The 14,831-nt window shown below is 39.4% G+C and carries 16 protein-coding genes and 1 riboswitch; of the genes, 1 reads left to right on the top strand and 15 read right to left on the bottom strand.

Going from position 1 to position 14,831, the window contains the following annotated elements:
- Window positions 1-51 precede the first annotated feature (51 nt).
- The 12 genes from cmk to AWM71_RS01440 all read right to left on the bottom strand — a co-directional run bounded on the left by cmk (window position 52) and on the right by AWM71_RS01440 (window position 10,383).
- Window positions 52-729 (bottom strand): (d)CMP kinase, encoded by a 678-nt coding sequence (gene cmk, locus AWM71_RS01385; protein WP_060776311.1) that lies wholly within the window; start codon window positions 727-729, stop codon window positions 52-54.
- Window positions 730-743: 14 nt separating this feature from the next.
- A complete protein-coding gene (locus tag AWM71_RS01390; protein ID WP_060776312.1) occupies window positions 744-1,418 on the bottom strand; it encodes a LysM peptidoglycan-binding domain-containing protein in 675 nt (224 codons plus the stop codon).
- Window positions 1,419-1,489: 71 nt separating this feature from the next.
- Window positions 1,490-2,974 carry a RecQ family ATP-dependent DNA helicase gene (locus tag AWM71_RS01395; protein WP_060776313.1) on the bottom strand — a complete coding sequence of 495 codons (1,485 nt, stop codon included), beginning with the start codon at window positions 2,972-2,974 and terminating at the stop codon, window positions 1,490-1,492.
- On the bottom strand, window positions 2,934-3,959 hold the full coding sequence (locus AWM71_RS08225) for a YpbB family protein (protein ID WP_060776314.1): 1,026 nt from the start codon (window positions 3,957-3,959) through the stop codon (window positions 2,934-2,936). Before AWM71_RS08225 ends, AWM71_RS01395 begins: the two co-directional genes overlap by 41 nt.
- A 165-nt stretch (window positions 3,960-4,124) precedes the next feature.
- A complete protein-coding gene (locus AWM71_RS01405) occupies window positions 4,125-4,364 on the bottom strand; it encodes an LPXTG cell wall anchor domain-containing protein (protein ID WP_060776315.1) in 240 nt (79 codons plus the stop codon).
- Window positions 4,365-4,539: 175 nt separating this feature from the next.
- Complete coding sequence (locus AWM71_RS01410; protein ID WP_060776316.1) at window positions 4,540-5,928, bottom strand: YSIRK-type signal peptide-containing protein; 1,389 nt, start codon at window positions 5,926-5,928, stop codon at window positions 4,540-4,542.
- Between the two features lie 164 nt (window positions 5,929-6,092).
- Entirely contained in the window at window positions 6,093-6,695 is a 603-nt protein-coding gene (locus AWM71_RS01415; RefSeq protein ID WP_060776317.1) for an ECF transporter S component, read from the bottom strand.
- 120 nt (window positions 6,696-6,815) lie between these two features.
- Window positions 6,816-6,933: riboswitch (FMN riboswitch) on the bottom strand.
- 71 nt (window positions 6,934-7,004) lie between these two features.
- Window positions 7,005-7,724, bottom strand: a complete 720-nt coding sequence (locus AWM71_RS01420; protein WP_060776318.1) for a pseudouridine synthase — start codon at window positions 7,722-7,724, stop codon at window positions 7,005-7,007.
- Between the two features lie 75 nt (window positions 7,725-7,799).
- Window positions 7,800-8,366 carry an SMC-Scp complex subunit ScpB gene (gene scpB, locus AWM71_RS01425; RefSeq protein WP_060776319.1) on the bottom strand — a complete coding sequence of 189 codons (567 nt, stop codon included), beginning with the start codon at window positions 8,364-8,366 and terminating at the stop codon, window positions 7,800-7,802.
- Window positions 8,366-9,127, bottom strand: coding sequence for a segregation/condensation protein A (locus tag AWM71_RS01430; RefSeq protein ID WP_060776320.1), 762 nt, complete (start codon window positions 9,125-9,127; stop codon window positions 8,366-8,368). Before AWM71_RS01430 ends, scpB begins: the two co-directional genes overlap by 1 nt.
- Window positions 9,120-9,539 carry a hypothetical protein gene (locus AWM71_RS01435; protein ID WP_060776321.1) on the bottom strand — a complete coding sequence of 140 codons (420 nt, stop codon included), beginning with the start codon at window positions 9,537-9,539 and terminating at the stop codon, window positions 9,120-9,122. Before AWM71_RS01435 ends, AWM71_RS01430 begins: the two co-directional genes overlap by 8 nt.
- A 118-nt stretch (window positions 9,540-9,657) precedes the next feature.
- Window positions 9,658-10,383, bottom strand: coding sequence for an NAD-dependent protein deacylase (locus AWM71_RS01440; RefSeq protein ID WP_060776322.1), 726 nt, complete (start codon window positions 10,381-10,383; stop codon window positions 9,658-9,660).
- A 144-nt stretch (window positions 10,384-10,527) separates the two neighbouring features.
- On the opposite strand from AWM71_RS01440, the gene AWM71_RS01445 reads away from it, so the two are divergent.
- Window positions 10,528-11,304 (top strand): FxLYD domain-containing protein, encoded by a 777-nt coding sequence (locus tag AWM71_RS01445; RefSeq protein WP_060776323.1) that lies wholly within the window; start codon window positions 10,528-10,530, stop codon window positions 11,302-11,304.
- A 71-nt stretch (window positions 11,305-11,375) separates the two neighbouring features.
- On the opposite strand, the gene xerD is transcribed toward AWM71_RS01445, so the two are convergent.
- From xerD to AWM71_RS01460, 3 genes are all read right to left on the bottom strand, one after another.
- Window positions 11,376-12,269, bottom strand: coding sequence for a site-specific tyrosine recombinase XerD (gene xerD, locus AWM71_RS01450; RefSeq protein WP_060777423.1), 894 nt, complete (start codon window positions 12,267-12,269; stop codon window positions 11,376-11,378).
- A gap of 19 nt (window positions 12,270-12,288) precedes the next feature.
- Window positions 12,289-13,155, bottom strand: a complete 867-nt coding sequence (locus AWM71_RS01455) for a CvfB family protein (protein WP_060776324.1) — start codon at window positions 13,153-13,155, stop codon at window positions 12,289-12,291.
- A 170-nt stretch (window positions 13,156-13,325) separates the two neighbouring features.
- Window positions 13,326-14,816 (bottom strand): GW dipeptide domain-containing protein, encoded by a 1,491-nt coding sequence (locus AWM71_RS01460; protein WP_060776325.1) that lies wholly within the window; start codon window positions 14,814-14,816, stop codon window positions 13,326-13,328.
- Window positions 14,817-14,831: the final 15 nt, after the last annotated feature.

The following is a 14,831-nucleotide window of genomic DNA, read 5'->3' on the forward strand; positions in this document are numbered from 1 at the left end:
TTATAACATGCTCTTTTAAATAAAACAAATTTCTTCGTTGATTTTTAAATACTATTTCAAACATTTTTCATATAACTTCATAATTTCTTCCTCCACTTGATCCAAATCAAGGTGGGAAGAGTCTAATATTATCGCGTCTGTAGCCGGTTGAAGTGGACTCATGGAACGGTGACGATCCAAATCATCCCTTTGCTTAATCTCTTCAATAATTTCTTCTAGACTTTGTTGAGAATAACCTTTGGCTTGATTTTCCAAATACCGCCGCTTGCCTCTCTCTTCTGGGGAAGCCGTCAGGAAAATTTTTAGTTGAGCTTCTTTCAAAACAACAGTTCCGATATCTCTTCCATCCATGACAACGCCCATTCCTTTTTGGGCAAAGGCTTGTTGCTTAGCGACTAAAGCTTCTCTCACATAAGGAAGTGCACTGTAAAGAGAGACCTCCCGACTCACCACTTCTTGCCGAATCACCTGAGTGACCTTTTCTTGGTTAACATACACTTCTTGGTGATTCTCTTTAGTCACAAATTGAACGTCCATCTGATCTACTAAGTCTCTAAGGGGCGGCGTATCTTCAGCCGCTACTCCTGCCTTTTGAGCGAGATAAGTCACACAGCGATACATCGCTCCCGTATCCAAATAAACATAATGCAAGCGTTTGGCTAACCGCTTAGCCAAGGTGCTTTTCCCAGAGGAAGCTGGGCCATCAATAGCAATTTGAATGTTTGACATTCCTCTCCTCCTCTCTATTTATAAACACGTAAAGTACTTCCTGGAACAATTTTAGAATTCGGTTGCAAACCGTTTAACTCTAATAATTGATTCAAAGTCATACCATGTCGAACAGCGATTCGATATAGATTATCGCCTGCAGTGACCTTGTAACTAGCGGCTGCTTGATTATTCCGAGGTTTCTGTCTAGAGGTATTGCCGTCTTCTTTATCCAAATCTTTCTTCGCATCCTCTGCTGCCTTCTTAGATGCTTCTTTAGCTTGGTCATCCGCTTTCTTCTTCGATTCTTGAGCGTCTTGACTTTCTTTTTCTTTTTGACTTTCTTCGTCTGCCTTTTCTTGGCCTTCATTCTTTTGTTTAGAAACCATGACTTGGTCCACATTTAAGCTTTCTGGTTGCTTTTTGTTATTGGTATACACAACATACAAAAGATAAGGCAGAACAATAAAGAGTACCCCCATAAAAATTAAGACTTTAATCGTTGGGGAGATAGCCTTTTCCTTATGATTGCGTGCAGACCGTGAATATTGCCTATTCTTTAAATTTTCAAAAACATCTGTATCTGATGCAGTTTCCGCTGCTACAGAAGCTTTGGCTGGTTCTTCTGTTGATTTTTTTTCTTCTCCTTCAGCCTCTGTGTTTTGATGAAATTTTCCTTCAAGTAGTTTCCATTTATCTTTTAATGACATGCTGCTTCCTCCCTTTTACTAAAAAGATTGTAGCATTTCTTAAAAAAATTGTCAGTAACTATTCATGCAACTTAAGGCTTTGTTTGAAATAATTTTTGCAAACGCCGCCGCCAGTCCTCCCTTTGAACCTCTTCTTGGTTCAAAAATTTCGCCTCTCCGCTTTTCAAATAAGCCTGTAAGATCTCAGAATTTTTATCCAAAGTCTGACAATTGGAACAACACCAACTACTAGAAGAGACTTTCAAAACTTGATCAAAAGATCGAAACAATTGCTGCCGTAAGCAAGTCTTTCCCGTCAAAAAGGCTAATACTTCTTGAATTTCCTGACTTCTTACTTTGAGATAGTCCATATAGTGCGTCTTCGCCTCTTCAATCCAGCGATAATGATTACTATAAAAAAGCAATCGTTCTCTCAGTTCTTCTGGTAATTGTTCCAAAAAGCGTTTTTTCTTCCTTTCTTTCATTCGATAATACGCTTCTAAATTAGCCAGCACGCCTTCCTTTTCTTCCCATAGCTTATCTTGAAAGAACTTCAACCGCCGCCACTCATTCTCTGTGTAGAGACTCAAAACCATCGCCTGACGGCCATCCCTTCCACATCTTCCTGCTTCCTGCACATATTCGTTGAGACTTTGAGGGAGATGATAATGTAAAACAAATCGTGTTTTCACCTGGTTAATCCCCATTCCAAACGCAGAAGTCGCTAGAATAAAGTCTAATCGATTAGCCTGAAAATCCGCTTGAATGGATAGGCGATCCTCACTTCTACGGTCCGCATGGTAAGTATCCAGACGAAAAGGCGTCTTCTCTTCCAAAAAACTCGCTAAATCTTCCAGTTCCTCTTTTTGATGGACATAGATAATTCCCGGCTTAGGAAGAATTTTCAACCAAGACAGTAAGGCCTCTCTTTTTTGACTTTCTTCAACTTTCACTTGGCCATAAAATAAATTCGGCCGATCCATAGAGAAAGTCACCCGCTGTAAAGGTTCCTCTTTTTCTAACAAAAAGGTTTCGATATCTTCTTGAATCCTTCGATTAGCCGTTGCAGTAAGGGCCAAAGTCAAAGGGAAATGAAGAATCTTTCGACAGGCTAACAAGCCTGTGTAGTCACTTCGGAAATCTTTCCCCCATTGAGAAATACAATGGGCCTCATCCACCACAAATAAGCGAATAGGGACTTGTCTTAAAGGCTTCAAAATCTTTGGCTGAGCTAACATTTCTGGTGAAAGGATTAAGAAGTCCCACTGGGACAAGTGGGAAAGGATAAACTGCCTATCCCTCCCTGTCGTCATGGAATGGAGAGCCACACTCCGTTTAAAACCCGCTTGCTGCAATTGTAAGACTTGATCCTCCATCAAAGCCTGCAAAGGAGAAACCATTACCACTAGACCGGGAACCAAGCGATGATACAATTGATAGATTAAACTCTTTCCACTTCCCGTCGCTAATATAGCTAGTGTGTGCCTTCCTTCTATCAAGGCTGTAAGTGCTTCTTTTTGCCCCGGTCGAAAGGTTTTATAGGGCGTCTTTTCTTTTAGTAACTGATCGAGGTCCACGTCGAATTTTCTCCTTCTTATTTGCAATTTGCCAATAACGAAAAGTCCAATAAGGGGCGGTTGGATAGAGTCGCTTAAAGTGGTCATAGTCCTCAGGAACTGGTCTTTGACGTAAGTCCTGTGCTGATTGATGAAGGAAATGTTGGATCTTACTTTCTAAAAAATTTAAACGCACCATACTTAATTCCACATAGTGATTATAAATCGTAGAAAGTTTTAAACAACGACACGCCGCAATTTCTTCTGTCGAATAACCTGCCACCAGAAACCTTCTCGTCACCTCTACCGAATCTGTCCATAAAGGATAACCCCGCAAAAGTTGCGTCACGAATTCCTTCAAAAAGGGGCAATCTTCTCTCTTTAGGCTTGCCTTCATCACCGCATTCACTGCTGCTTCTTGTCCCCATTCCACTTCTAATAAGCTCAATTGATACTTATGCGCTAATTGCCGATAAGTAAAAGCAGGGCATTCCTTGCGCCCTAAACTCTCCACAAAAAAAGTAGCCGTTCTTTCATCAAAACCTTCCAAAAGAGTGGTCAACTCTTCTGCCACGTGTTTTGCTAAATCTAACTTCGTTTCTGTTTTTTGAGCATAGTAAGCTTTGATCCATTGTTGAACACTCACCGACTGCACAATAGGCACATAAACTTTTTCATCAACCGTTGCATACATCAAGGTTTGCCACCATAGACGTAAGGCTTGCTGACAAAACTGCTGGTGCAAACGAGGAAACATCCCCCACCTTTTCTTTAAGAGAGGAAGATAAAAATCAGGAAAAGACGAAGCAGTCAAACGCTCTTCTATAGGACGCTCTTCCCAGTCATTCAGGAAAAGCTTTGGCGTTACCCCCATATAAGGCATTAAATCATACTTTAAAGCAAACCATAAAGTCGAATCTGTTCGCTTCCCTCTTAGGACTTGGCTGACAGAACTGGCATTTAGCGTCGCTGTTTGACTTGCTAGATAAGCTAGCACCCGTTCCATATGCTCACTCCTTCCTTTCTACTTAGTGGTCAGTCTTTTGAAACTCAGATTTCCTCTTCTGTTCCCTATTATAAAGGAAAAGTCTACACTTCTTCAATTTCTCCCTAATAAAAACAGAACTGCTCCCCAAGTCCTAGGGAGCAGTTCTGTTTTATTCTCTGTGTCTTACTTTTTCTTTCTCAAGACAAAGCTTCCTCCCACTGTGGTTAAGAATCCAACCAACAGAGAAGTTACTCTTTCAAGTATTCCCGTTTCTGGTAGAGTTGTCAGCTGCTTCTGTCCTAAATAATGAGAAGCTTCTGATGGTCGATTTTCAACTTTTCTCTTCACTTGTGAGACGTTTAAGTCTTGTCTTTGATTCTGTTTGCTGTCATTTGACTTAGTTGCCCCTTTTTTATCTTCCACTCTTAAATCACCAGAAGTAATAGGGCTCCAATAACCTGTACCCCTCCAAGTAAACCGCCGCTAGGATTTGTAATTTTAATGGAATAATTAGCTCCAAAAGCTTCTGGACTATCAGCTTGTTGGGAATTATTTCTATTAATTTGATAAGTATTAAAAAATAGAGCTCCATCTTCTGTTACCGACTGTTTTTTGCACTACCACTATGATTATGGAAGGTAATTTGAGTATCCGCATACCTTAATCTGATTTTAAATTTTCGACTGGATGAATTGTGTTTTAAGGAATTATCTGTCGCTGTAATAGTTAAAGTTACTTCTAAATTTCTTTTTTTCTGTAAATCAGGTAATCCTTTCGCAACTGCTTCACTAAGCAGCATATTTAAGATTAATCGCTTTCCTCCACTTTGCTCACTTTCTATTTTTATACCTTTTTCAATTGGAAGCTCGCCACCTCCATCGGACGAAACTTTGACTGTAAAATTACTGATTCCACTATTATCACGCGCATAAATATCATCTATATAAACTCTTTCCCCTACATAATAAGTCCGAGTATCACTAGGGACCACAATCTCTGGGGGCATCTTATCCCGATCCATACGAAGATAAGATGTGATAATGTCATATTTATACCCACTTCCCTGTTCATTCATCACGCCTACATAAGTAACTTTAATGCGAACAGGATGATTTCTTCCATCCTTTGCATTCTTAGCTTCTTTAAGATCGTCTTTATGCGCTGGATTATTCGTATCAAATTCAGCAATATATTTTCTTGAATCTTCTCCTCTTAAATTTACATAAGATTGTGGATTATCAATATCGTTCAATAACGTGAAGTTACTACCTTCTAACTGTCCTTTTCCATCTACCCAAACTCGGGCAATAGGAGAAGATTTATTACTATCATAAAGTGTCTTGCCATACCACTGTTGATAAGACTTTGTTGTAGAATACTCCCAAGACTTTAGTCCCCCTGCGTAGTAGAGTTTATCTTCCATATTTTGTCCCTGTTGAAGTCCAACTTCACTAGGAGCATCGATCGTTTCAAAATAAATATCAACTCCAGAACGACCATTAGAGATAACTTGATCAGAAGATTGCTGTTCAGTCTCTGACTTTGGAGATTTCTCTTCTTTTGAAAGGTTTTGCGTTTGATTTTTTGGGGACCTTGTCTCATTTTTCGTTGCCGCTTTAAGGGCTGCTTCTTTAGAAACTATAAGAGCTTCTAAAGCTAATCTCGCCTGATGGATGGCATCTCCCGTATTTCCGTCTACATCAACACCATCAACCAAACTTTTCAAGTGACTATAAGCGGCTTCATGCCCTAACCCTAAGGCTTCCGCCTTCTTCAGCAAATCTTGACAAACTTTCACTTCTTCTAAAGCCACATTCGTTTTTTGAGTAAAACTTTCAGCGGCCTTGTTGGCTGCTTGTACAGGATTGCCTGAATAGAACAAACTCACTCCTATCAAAACAGAAGCCACGCCTACACTATACTTACGAATAGAAAATCGAGGCTTTTCTTGAATTATCTGCTGGTTACCTTCGTGTCGATACAACACAGGAACACCTTCTTTCTTTAGAATACCATTTTAGCTATCTTACTTTACTCTACTTTTCATTCGCAACAGAGCGAATGTACCTGTTTTTATGAAAATTGTACAAAAAAACCATCACCTGGGACAAATTCTAGGCAATGGTTCTAGTCTTTTATCAAAAGTTTTCTCTACACACTAGCAACGCCTAATCGTCTTCTAGCGACAGGAAGCACCGCAGATAACATCACAATATTTGCTATTGAGATCACTAATCCTTTAACCAGATTAAAGGGAATAATCGCGTAGAGAATGTAGTCTTGCATATTTGGAATTTTGAAATGCATAACAGCCATATAGAATGGTGTAATGACATAATAATTCAAGAACGTCAGCACAACCGTTAAGCAAATAATTCCTAAGATAAAGGCAAAGGCCATTCGGAAATAATACTTGAAGGCATCCTTTTCTACATGTAAGGACACTCCCGTTTTACGTAAGAGGTAATAGACCGGTAACATGTAAGAAAGGGTGGCCAAAAAGGCTGCCAAGTCTCCAATAGGATAACCCCCATGTCCTCCTGTTTGAATATAGTGTAAAGTGCCGCGAACAAAAGCTGTCCCTGCTCCAGCTAATGGCCCATATAAAAAGCAAGTGAATAAAACGGGGATATCCGAAAAATCCAATTTTAAAAAGGGTGTCGCTGGAAAAATAGGGAATGACAACAGCATTAAAGCAAATGCTATAGCCCCCATTATTGCAATAACAACCAATTGACGTGTCGATGTTTTCATACATAATCTCCTCTCTCCTTCGTAAGCAGAACACTGTCCTTTACTTTCGGGAAAGAAATGCCTCAACAAAAAAGATCCTTCTCACCTTTGCCTTCGCGGTAGCATGAAAAGAATCCAATGTCTTATCTTCTTCCATCCTGACTCTACAGTCGGTACTAGAATTTCACTAGCTCAATCATTCTCATGATTCGCGGACTTTACCGCCGATCGGGAATTTAACCCTGCCCCGAAGATTAATTGTATTAAACTGTATTCTCATGATAAGCCTATTCTATAAAATTTGCAAGCCCTTTCCTTACAAAATTGTTTTTATTTTTGAGCTTGCTGTTTCAAGCGAAGAACTTCACTTTTTAGCAAGGGGCGATATTCTCCTGGCCGTAAATCTTCCACGGTTAAGAAACCATACTGCTCACGCGTTAATTTTTTCACAGGATGGCCCACTGCTTCGAACATTTTGCGCACTTGGCGATTTCGTCCTTCGTGAATCGTAATTTCTACGGTAGCATTTTTAGTGGCTTGTTTATTTTTGCGAACCTGTACTTTAGCTGGGGCTGTCTTCTTGCCATCAATAACTACGCCGATCTCTAACCGATGTATTTCTTCTGGCGTTAAGAAGCCGGTAATTTTAGCAACATACACTTTATCTAATTGATAACGGGGATGCATTAAAAGGTTCGCCAATTCACCATCATTGGTTAAGATTAAAACGCCAGTCGTATGATAATCTAACCTTCCCACAGGATAGATTCTTTGGGGAATATTTTTGAAATAATCTACCACCACTTTACGTCCCTTATCATCACTCACTGCAGAGATAACCTTATCCGGCTTATTAAAAAGATAGTAAACAGGTTCTTCTCGGTAAATGGGAATATCATCCACCTCAATTCGGTCACGATGACTCACCTTAACCCCTTGCGTTTGAACTACTTTTCCATTTACTTTTACTCTTCCTGCCAAAATCATTTTCTCAGCTTCCCGCCGAGAGGCCAGACCAGCATAGGCCATGACTTTTTGTAATCTCTCCATAATTTCTCCCTTATGTGTAAATACTTATTCTATCATGAAAAAGACTTACTTCTTCATGAAGATTTCTCTTGACTCTCAAAAAAGTTCGGTTTGAAATAAGTCATCCGATTGATTTTGTCCTTCTTCTTGTGCTTTTATAGTCTCTAAGTCAGGTAAATCTGAAAGATTTTTTAAACCAAAATACTGATAAAAATAATCCGTCACTTGGTAGAGAATGGGGCGTCCGGGCGAATTTTGCCTGCCTGCTTCACAAATCAGATCATGCATCATCAAGCGTTGAATCATAGCACTGGACCCTACCCCTCTTATCTCATCAATCGCTAAACGCGTGATGGGTTGCTGGTAGGCAATAATCGCCAAAGTTTCCAGAGCTTGCTGGGATAATTTCAAAGCAAAAGGAGACCTGGCGTACGTTTTAATTGTCTCAGAGAAGGCAGATTTAGTCACCAATTGATAGCGATCTTTCACCTTGCCCAAGCGAATAGCGGAGTGGGGATTATGAGACAGCTCTTCTTCTAAAACTAACAGAGCATATCTTACTTTTTCTTGAGGTTGGTCAACTAAACTTGCCAATTCGACAAGTGACAAGCCTTCCTCCCCACTTACAAATAATAAACTCTGACACTGACCAATAAGATTCATTAAAACTCTCCTCTTTTAGTTAAGCGAATATCCTCTGCAATGGCATCTTGTTCAAGGACGATCACTTGCTGTTTAGCGAGCTGAAGAAGGGCTAAAAACAAAGTGACAATCCTCTCTTTTTGGTAAGCTTTCTTACTTAAAAGATAAAAAAACGAGATCTCGCCTTCTTTATCCTCAAATGCTGTCTTAATTTCCGCAAAGGCTTCCTGCAAGGTATAAGATTCTGCTTGAATGATTTTCTCAAGAGGGGCCTTATCCTTTAATCGTCTGACCATCTTCCTCAAAGCATTCACCAAATCGTCTGTCGTATTCTCCCCTTTTGGCAAGGGAACAACCACTTGGTAGGCGCTCAGATCACTCGCTTGTCTTGGATATTCTTGTGCCCGAAGTTCTTGCTTTTCTTCGAGAAGATGCCCAATTCTCTTATAGTTTTGATAATTCACTAATTGTTCTACTAAATCCTGTCTAGGATCTACTTCTTCTTCCTCTTCTTCAGGTTTGGGTAATAGCATATTGGCTTTAATCTCAATCAAAGTAGCTGCCATAACTAAATATTCACTCGCTACTTCCAAATTCCTGGATTGATTTTCTTGAATTAAAGCGAGATATTTTTCAGTGATCTCCACAATTGGAATATCAAAAATATCTACCTTCATTTGTTTAATTAAGTGTAAAAGTAAATCAAGCGGCCCTTCAAAAGCCGCTAGATCAATATACAATGCTTGCGATTGTTCTTCAGAGAGTTCCCATTCTTTAGCCATGCTGTCCCTCATTTTTCTTGACGTCTAATCCTATAATCTCAGGAATTGTTCGTTGTTCATGAAGTGCCCATTTTTTTAAGCATTCTGACATCTCCAACGTTCCACTGATCCCATACATAGGAAATTCTTTTGCAAGAGCTGATAAGCAGCTAAAGCTGATATCTTCGGCTTGAAAGGAAGGATTAATTGAAAGGTAGCGCACAAGAATTGCTTTATTTTCCGAATCCAAATCAAAGCCGATAATAGCAATCACATTATCTGTCTCTTCATCTCGCCAGAGATACACCTGACGCTGATTGGACTTGATCCGTTTCATTTCAAGCGTCAAATCTTCTAATGCCCGATAAGGCGCTAAATAACTTAACAGCCCCATTACAACTTTTTCATACTTGGCGACATATGGAATGAGCATACTTCACCTGTCCTTTCTTCGCTTTCCGATTATTAGGTTAGCACAAAAGCTTCTAATTGCCAACGTTTTCTCCCATTCCCCTTCTAAATTGATAAAGTGTCTCATAGGAAGGAATAAACTATAACTGCTTAAAGATTTCGTTAATGGAGGATTGAAAAACAAGCGCATCTGGTCGTGGAAGTGGAATTGGCGTTTTGTTGATCACTGCTAAATAAGAACCTTGATAATATTGTAAAAGACTAGCTGCTGGCTGAACCAATAGAGAAGTTCCTGCCACAATTAATAAATCCGCCGCTTGCAACTCTCTTAAAGCCCCTTCAATGACTTTTTGATTCAATGGTTCTTCATAAAGAACAACATCTGGTCGTACAATTTCTTGGTCTTTAGGGCAGCGAGGGATACCCTCTTTGTCCACTTTTAACTGAGGATAAGTATACTCTTCCCCACAAGCTAAACAGTGATTGGTCCACACACTCCCATGCAATTCATAAACCTTTTTACTCCCTGCTCGTTGGTGCAAGCCATCAATATTCTGCGTAATAATTGCGACTCTTTTGCCTTTTTCTTCTAATTTTGCCAAATAACGATGGCAAAAATTAGGCTCAGCTTCTGGATGAACTAAGACATTAAAATGAAAGTCAAAAAATTGCTTGGGATGCTTCATAAAAAAAGAATGAGAAACAATTTCTTCTGGGGAATACTTCCCGCCCGAAGGTTTATTAAAGATACCTGTAGAAGATCGAAAATCAGGAATACCACTTGCAGTAGAGACTCCCGCTCCTCCAAAAAAGGCTATCCGATCACTCTCATAAATCATTTCTTTCAATTGTTCAATAGAATCCATACCCTCGCCTCCTTAATCAGTATTTTACCTTATTTCGCTTGAGCATGCCAAAAAATTCTTATCGTTCAAATCTTAGGGAAAACCTTATAAATATGCTATAATAATAAAGAAATCTGGCAATCGCCTGACGAAAGGAATACTACTATGTTAAAGGAAATAAAAAAGGGGCTTAGCTTGGCTATCCTTGCTCTTCTCCTCTTACAATTTGCTGCCTGTTCTTCCATTAAAAGTACAGATGATCAATTTTTCTCTGACTTATTCAAAACATGGCAAGCAAAACAGGAACTCCTGGCTAAAGACCCTAAGAACGAAAACTATCTCAAAGATTCTTTTAATAAAGAATGGGAAATGATGCATAAATACCAAGGGAAAAAATTTAAAGATGACGCCATTGGTCAAAACGCCAACACCTATTTAACAGAACTTAAAGGGTGTGTGGATACCATCAATCAAGAGGCCTCCATCGAAAATCAAAAAGCTTTTAATGAGCATTATAAGAAACGGATCGCTGCTTTAAAGAATTTAAAGAAAGATTCTCGGTTTGTGGTCCAAGAAGACCGCTTAGAGGAATTCAATGTTGAAAAGAGTGAAGAGATTATTCAAAAGCAAGCCAAAAATACAGAGGCTCTTAAACAACTTGAAAAAGATCTCAACGCTGTCAAATTAAAAGTGCAAGCTGAAAGTACCGACTCTCAAGCTGTATATGCCGGTGAAATCACCAACCACTCTTCCCATGAATTTAAAAATCTCGGGATCACTTACAAGTTTGTCAATAAGGATAAAGAAGTTTTGGCCACAGATACTTGGCGAATTGACAGTTTCAAGCCTGGTCAAAAAGCGACCATTAAGATTAAAAATACCGCACCAAAAGATACTGATCATACTCAAATTGAACTAGAAAAGGGGTTAGAGATTAACTAATCTCTAACCCCTAACCAATCAAAAAGCTTTAACCGTTCTTGTGAGCCGTTAAAGCTTTTTTCATTTTCTTACTAAGCTCTAGGAAATGTCTTTTCGTAAGTTGTTTTCATATGTTGGGAATGAATGTGGGTATAAATTTGCGTGGTGGAAATATCAGAGTGCCCTAACAGCTCTTGAACGACTCTTAAGTCTGCTCCATTCTCTAAAAGGTGTGTCGCAAAAGAATGTCGTAAAGTGTGCGGGCTAATATTTTTTTGAATTCCTGCGATTTGAAGATACTGTTTCAATTTTTTCCATACGCCTTGCCTAGATAAGGGACGACCATGATGATTCACAAACAGTCGCCCTTTCGATTGATCTGTTTTGCCTAAGAGTTCGGGGCGAACCTTTTGAATATAAAAAGTTAACCACTCCATCGCTCCCTCATTCAAAGGGACAATCCGTTCTTTGTTGCCTTTTCCAATAGTCTGGATAAATTGAAGATCTTCATGAAGCTCACTCAAAGGCAGCATAACGGTTTCACTCACTCTCAGCCCCGTCGCATACATAAATTCCAATAAGGTGCGATCTCTCAGGCCTAGATAAGTTTCCAGATCAGGGGCTTCTAAAAGGCGATCCACCTCTTCCATAGTTAAAACTTGAGGCAAAGGATGTTTTTTCTTAGGCAAAGCTATATTTTCAACGGGATTTAGAGTCAATTGACCATCTAATTTGAGGTAACGAAAGAAGTGCCGCAAAGCCGATAAAAACTGACTCAAGGTTGACGTGGAAAGTCCCGCTTCATTCATTGTCATCAATTGATGAATCACATCTTGACGCTGAACCTGATCAAAAGCATGGATGTCTTGTTCTTGAAGACCGACTATAAATTTTTTCAAGACATTTGCATAAGTTTTTATGGTATTTTCACTTAATCCATTTTCTATGCGAAGAGTATTTAAAAAATCATCCACTATGTCTTGCATCGTCATTCAATCGCCCCCACTAATTCACGCGTTGAATTCCTTTTTCCGTTTGAATCACTTGCTTTTGTTTCAAGAGATGCCCCAAAGCACGCTTAAATTGGGCTTTGCTAATCCCTAAGGCTTGTCGAATAGCTTTAGGGTCACTTTTATCATTAAAAGGAAGACAACCATCCACTTGTCGGTCCATAAGAGCCAGTAACATCTGAGCATCCTCCGAAATGGCTTCAAAAGACCGAGGTTTCAAAGATAAGTTGAGATTACCATTTTGTCCGATCCCTATCACCCGCCCCTTAACTTTTTGACCGAGACGAGGTTCCACTTCTCGTTCACTCGGATGAATAAAGGCTTGGTAGTAATCCTCCGTTATGGCATAGGTTCCCATTAATTTGGTTGCATAAACAGTCACTTCTTTGATTTGATTCATCCACCGTTTTTTGTTACCACGGATTTTAGTCGTTAAATCTTGAAAGACTTCTTGGTCTGCTGGAACTGCCCATTGTCGATCTTTTTTATCAACTATTAACTTTACCAACAAACGGTCCCCTGACTTAGGCCATAAGTTCTTTTCTCCTGGTAGATCATCTAAAGAAACTACCATATCTTTGTCAGGTAAACCAATCGAAACAAAACAACCAAGTTCTGGACGGACCTCTGTCACTTCTGCCCATCCATAGCGATTTTGCCGCGCAGAAGGATAAATTTGTGTGGCCTTAGGATGATTCTTTTGATCAAGATAAATAAACGCCTCACATTGACCGCCAAGTTTTCCTTTTTGGACTAAGCTTTTAGGTAATTGATAAGTTATTCCTTGGTACTGAAAGAAATAATTTCCTGTATTTTCATCTATAATTTTTCCATTGACAATGGATCCTAGGTCTTTGTTCATGTTCAAAAACTCCTTTAATTCGTATCTTCAGTATACCATATCTTTAAATTTCTCTTTTGGCTTTCTTCTCACTCCCCATCAATTGCTAACAAAAAAACTTCCAAAAGCAAGAGGTCGTTTCTCCCTTTTAGAAGTTCTTATTCATTCCAAAAAACTAAACCTTTATTCTATTAACTAAAATAAGCGTAGCAAGATTCATCCCCTGGCATTGAGGCAAAATACTTTTCAGGGGTGACAGAATGAATGTGCCCAGACAGGCTCACACTAGGATCTCGATACAAAATCCTTTCAATATCCGTTTCCGATTCATTGGCCACATAACCGATACCTACTACCGCATGATCAAAATTTTGTCCGCCTTTATCATACATCTTATCAAAATTAAAGGTAAGATACACAGGTTTTCCCGCTTGGATACTTTTAATATAATTTAACTTGAACTCTGAAAATTGTGACGACATTGGCGTGTATTCGGTCACTTTTTCGAGATGATAGCCCATTTCTCCTGGTTCAGGCGCTTCCTTTCCGATGACATATTGATTCAACACCTTAATAGCGTCAGGACTTTCTGTCCCTACATAATCGATACAATTAGTTTGACGCGCTAAAGTAAATTGGTCAACCTGAACTCCCACTGTATCAAGAATCATCGAAAGGCTAGCAGGAACACAATACCACCATCTTTGAGAAACTTGTGGGCTCACCTCTAACTGTCTACTCGTCAGTCTTTCTTCTAATAAAGCCCGTCGATCCAACCAGCCCCATTCATTGAAGTATTGATCAGAAATCAAAACATAGGAGTCACTTTCATCCACTTGGCTGACTACTACTTGTTCACCTAAATGTTGGTCTGAGTATCCAGATGCTGATAATTGAAATCCAGGGACGCCCCACGGCTTGGTATCAATCGAGTAGCCTTTATTCACAATCTTCGCGTGATAAGGGGTGACACTCGTTGCTTCGAAATTATGGTCATCCACTTGAACAAATGCTCGCTTATCTAGCCAACCCAAACTTTCTCCCTTTTGAAGGGCTAAAACATAAGCCCGATTTTCACTTTCCATCACAAGAGTGACCGCTTCATTTAAGTGTTGGTTAGACCAGTCTAAGGTCTTAAAATCGTCCTCTCCCCAAGGCTTAGAATCAAAGGAATACCCTTTAGCAACAACCGTATCTTGATAACTCGGTAAAACGAATCCTTTGAAAGCACGTTTATCGATCCATCCTAATTCTTGATTGTTTTTCCAAATATTAGCATAGTAACCCGACTCATTTTCATAGCGAATCGTCACCACTTGATTTAAATAGTCAGCAGAAGTTCCTACCCCTGCTGATTGAAATCCAGATTCTCCCCAAGGTTTTGTATCTATGGTGTACCCCGTATGCGTAATTTCTGCCGTATAATATCTTTCAATTCCTTGACTATGATCAACGGTTAATGACTCACCTGTTGCTCCATGTTTTTCATTTTTGTGCGGAGCAAGTTGCTTTTTCACTAATTGAGTTTTTGAAACTTCCTGATTTTTTTGTGATGAAATGTTCTCTGTTTTACGATTGATGTTTGAATCACTTAATACCTGATCCGCTAAAACATCAGGGCAAATGAAAAGTAGTCCTGTCAACATAGCCATTCCACATACGATCTTATTCTTTAAACGCACAGTTACCACCTTTTC

Source organism: Aerococcus christensenii (assembly GCF_001543105.1).
Taxonomy (GTDB): domain Bacteria; phylum Bacillota; class Bacilli; order Lactobacillales; family Aerococcaceae; genus Aerococcus; species Aerococcus christensenii.

Excerpts from the sequence above, each read along its gene's own strand:
- cmk (WP_060776311.1), bottom strand. The coding sequence starts at position 729 with ATGTCAAACATTCAAATTGCTATTGATGGCCCAGCTTCCTCTGGGAAA.
- AWM71_RS01390 (WP_060776312.1), bottom strand. The coding sequence starts at position 1,418 with ATGTCATTAAAAGATAAATGGAAACTACTTGAAGGAAAATTTCATCAA.
- AWM71_RS08225 (WP_060776314.1), bottom strand. The coding sequence starts at position 3,959 with ATGGAACGGGTGCTAGCTTATCTAGCAAGTCAAACAGCGACGCTAAAT.
- AWM71_RS01415 (WP_060776317.1), bottom strand. The coding sequence starts at position 6,695 with ATGAAAACATCGACACGTCAATTGGTTGTTATTGCAATAATGGGGGCT.
- AWM71_RS01420 (WP_060776318.1), bottom strand. The coding sequence starts at position 7,724 with ATGGAGAGATTACAAAAAGTCATGGCCTATGCTGGTCTGGCCTCTCGG.
- scpB (WP_060776319.1), bottom strand. The coding sequence starts at position 8,366 with ATGAATCTTATTGGTCAGTGTCAGAGTTTATTATTTGTAAGTGGGGAG.
- AWM71_RS01430 (WP_060776320.1), bottom strand. The coding sequence starts at position 9,127 with ATGGCTAAAGAATGGGAACTCTCTGAAGAACAATCGCAAGCATTGTAT.
- AWM71_RS01435 (WP_060776321.1), bottom strand. The coding sequence starts at position 9,539 with ATGCTCATTCCATATGTCGCCAAGTATGAAAAAGTTGTAATGGGGCTG.
- AWM71_RS01440 (WP_060776322.1), bottom strand. The coding sequence starts at position 10,383 with ATGGATTCTATTGAACAATTGAAAGAAATGATTTATGAGAGTGATCGG.
- AWM71_RS01445 (WP_060776323.1), top strand. The coding sequence starts at position 10,528 with ATGTTAAAGGAAATAAAAAAGGGGCTTAGCTTGGCTATCCTTGCTCTT.
- xerD (WP_060777423.1), bottom strand. The coding sequence starts at position 12,269 with ATGCAAGACATAGTGGATGATTTTTTAAATACTCTTCGCATAGAAAAT.
- AWM71_RS01455 (WP_060776324.1), bottom strand. The coding sequence starts at position 13,155 with ATGAACAAAGACCTAGGATCCATTGTCAATGGAAAAATTATAGATGAA.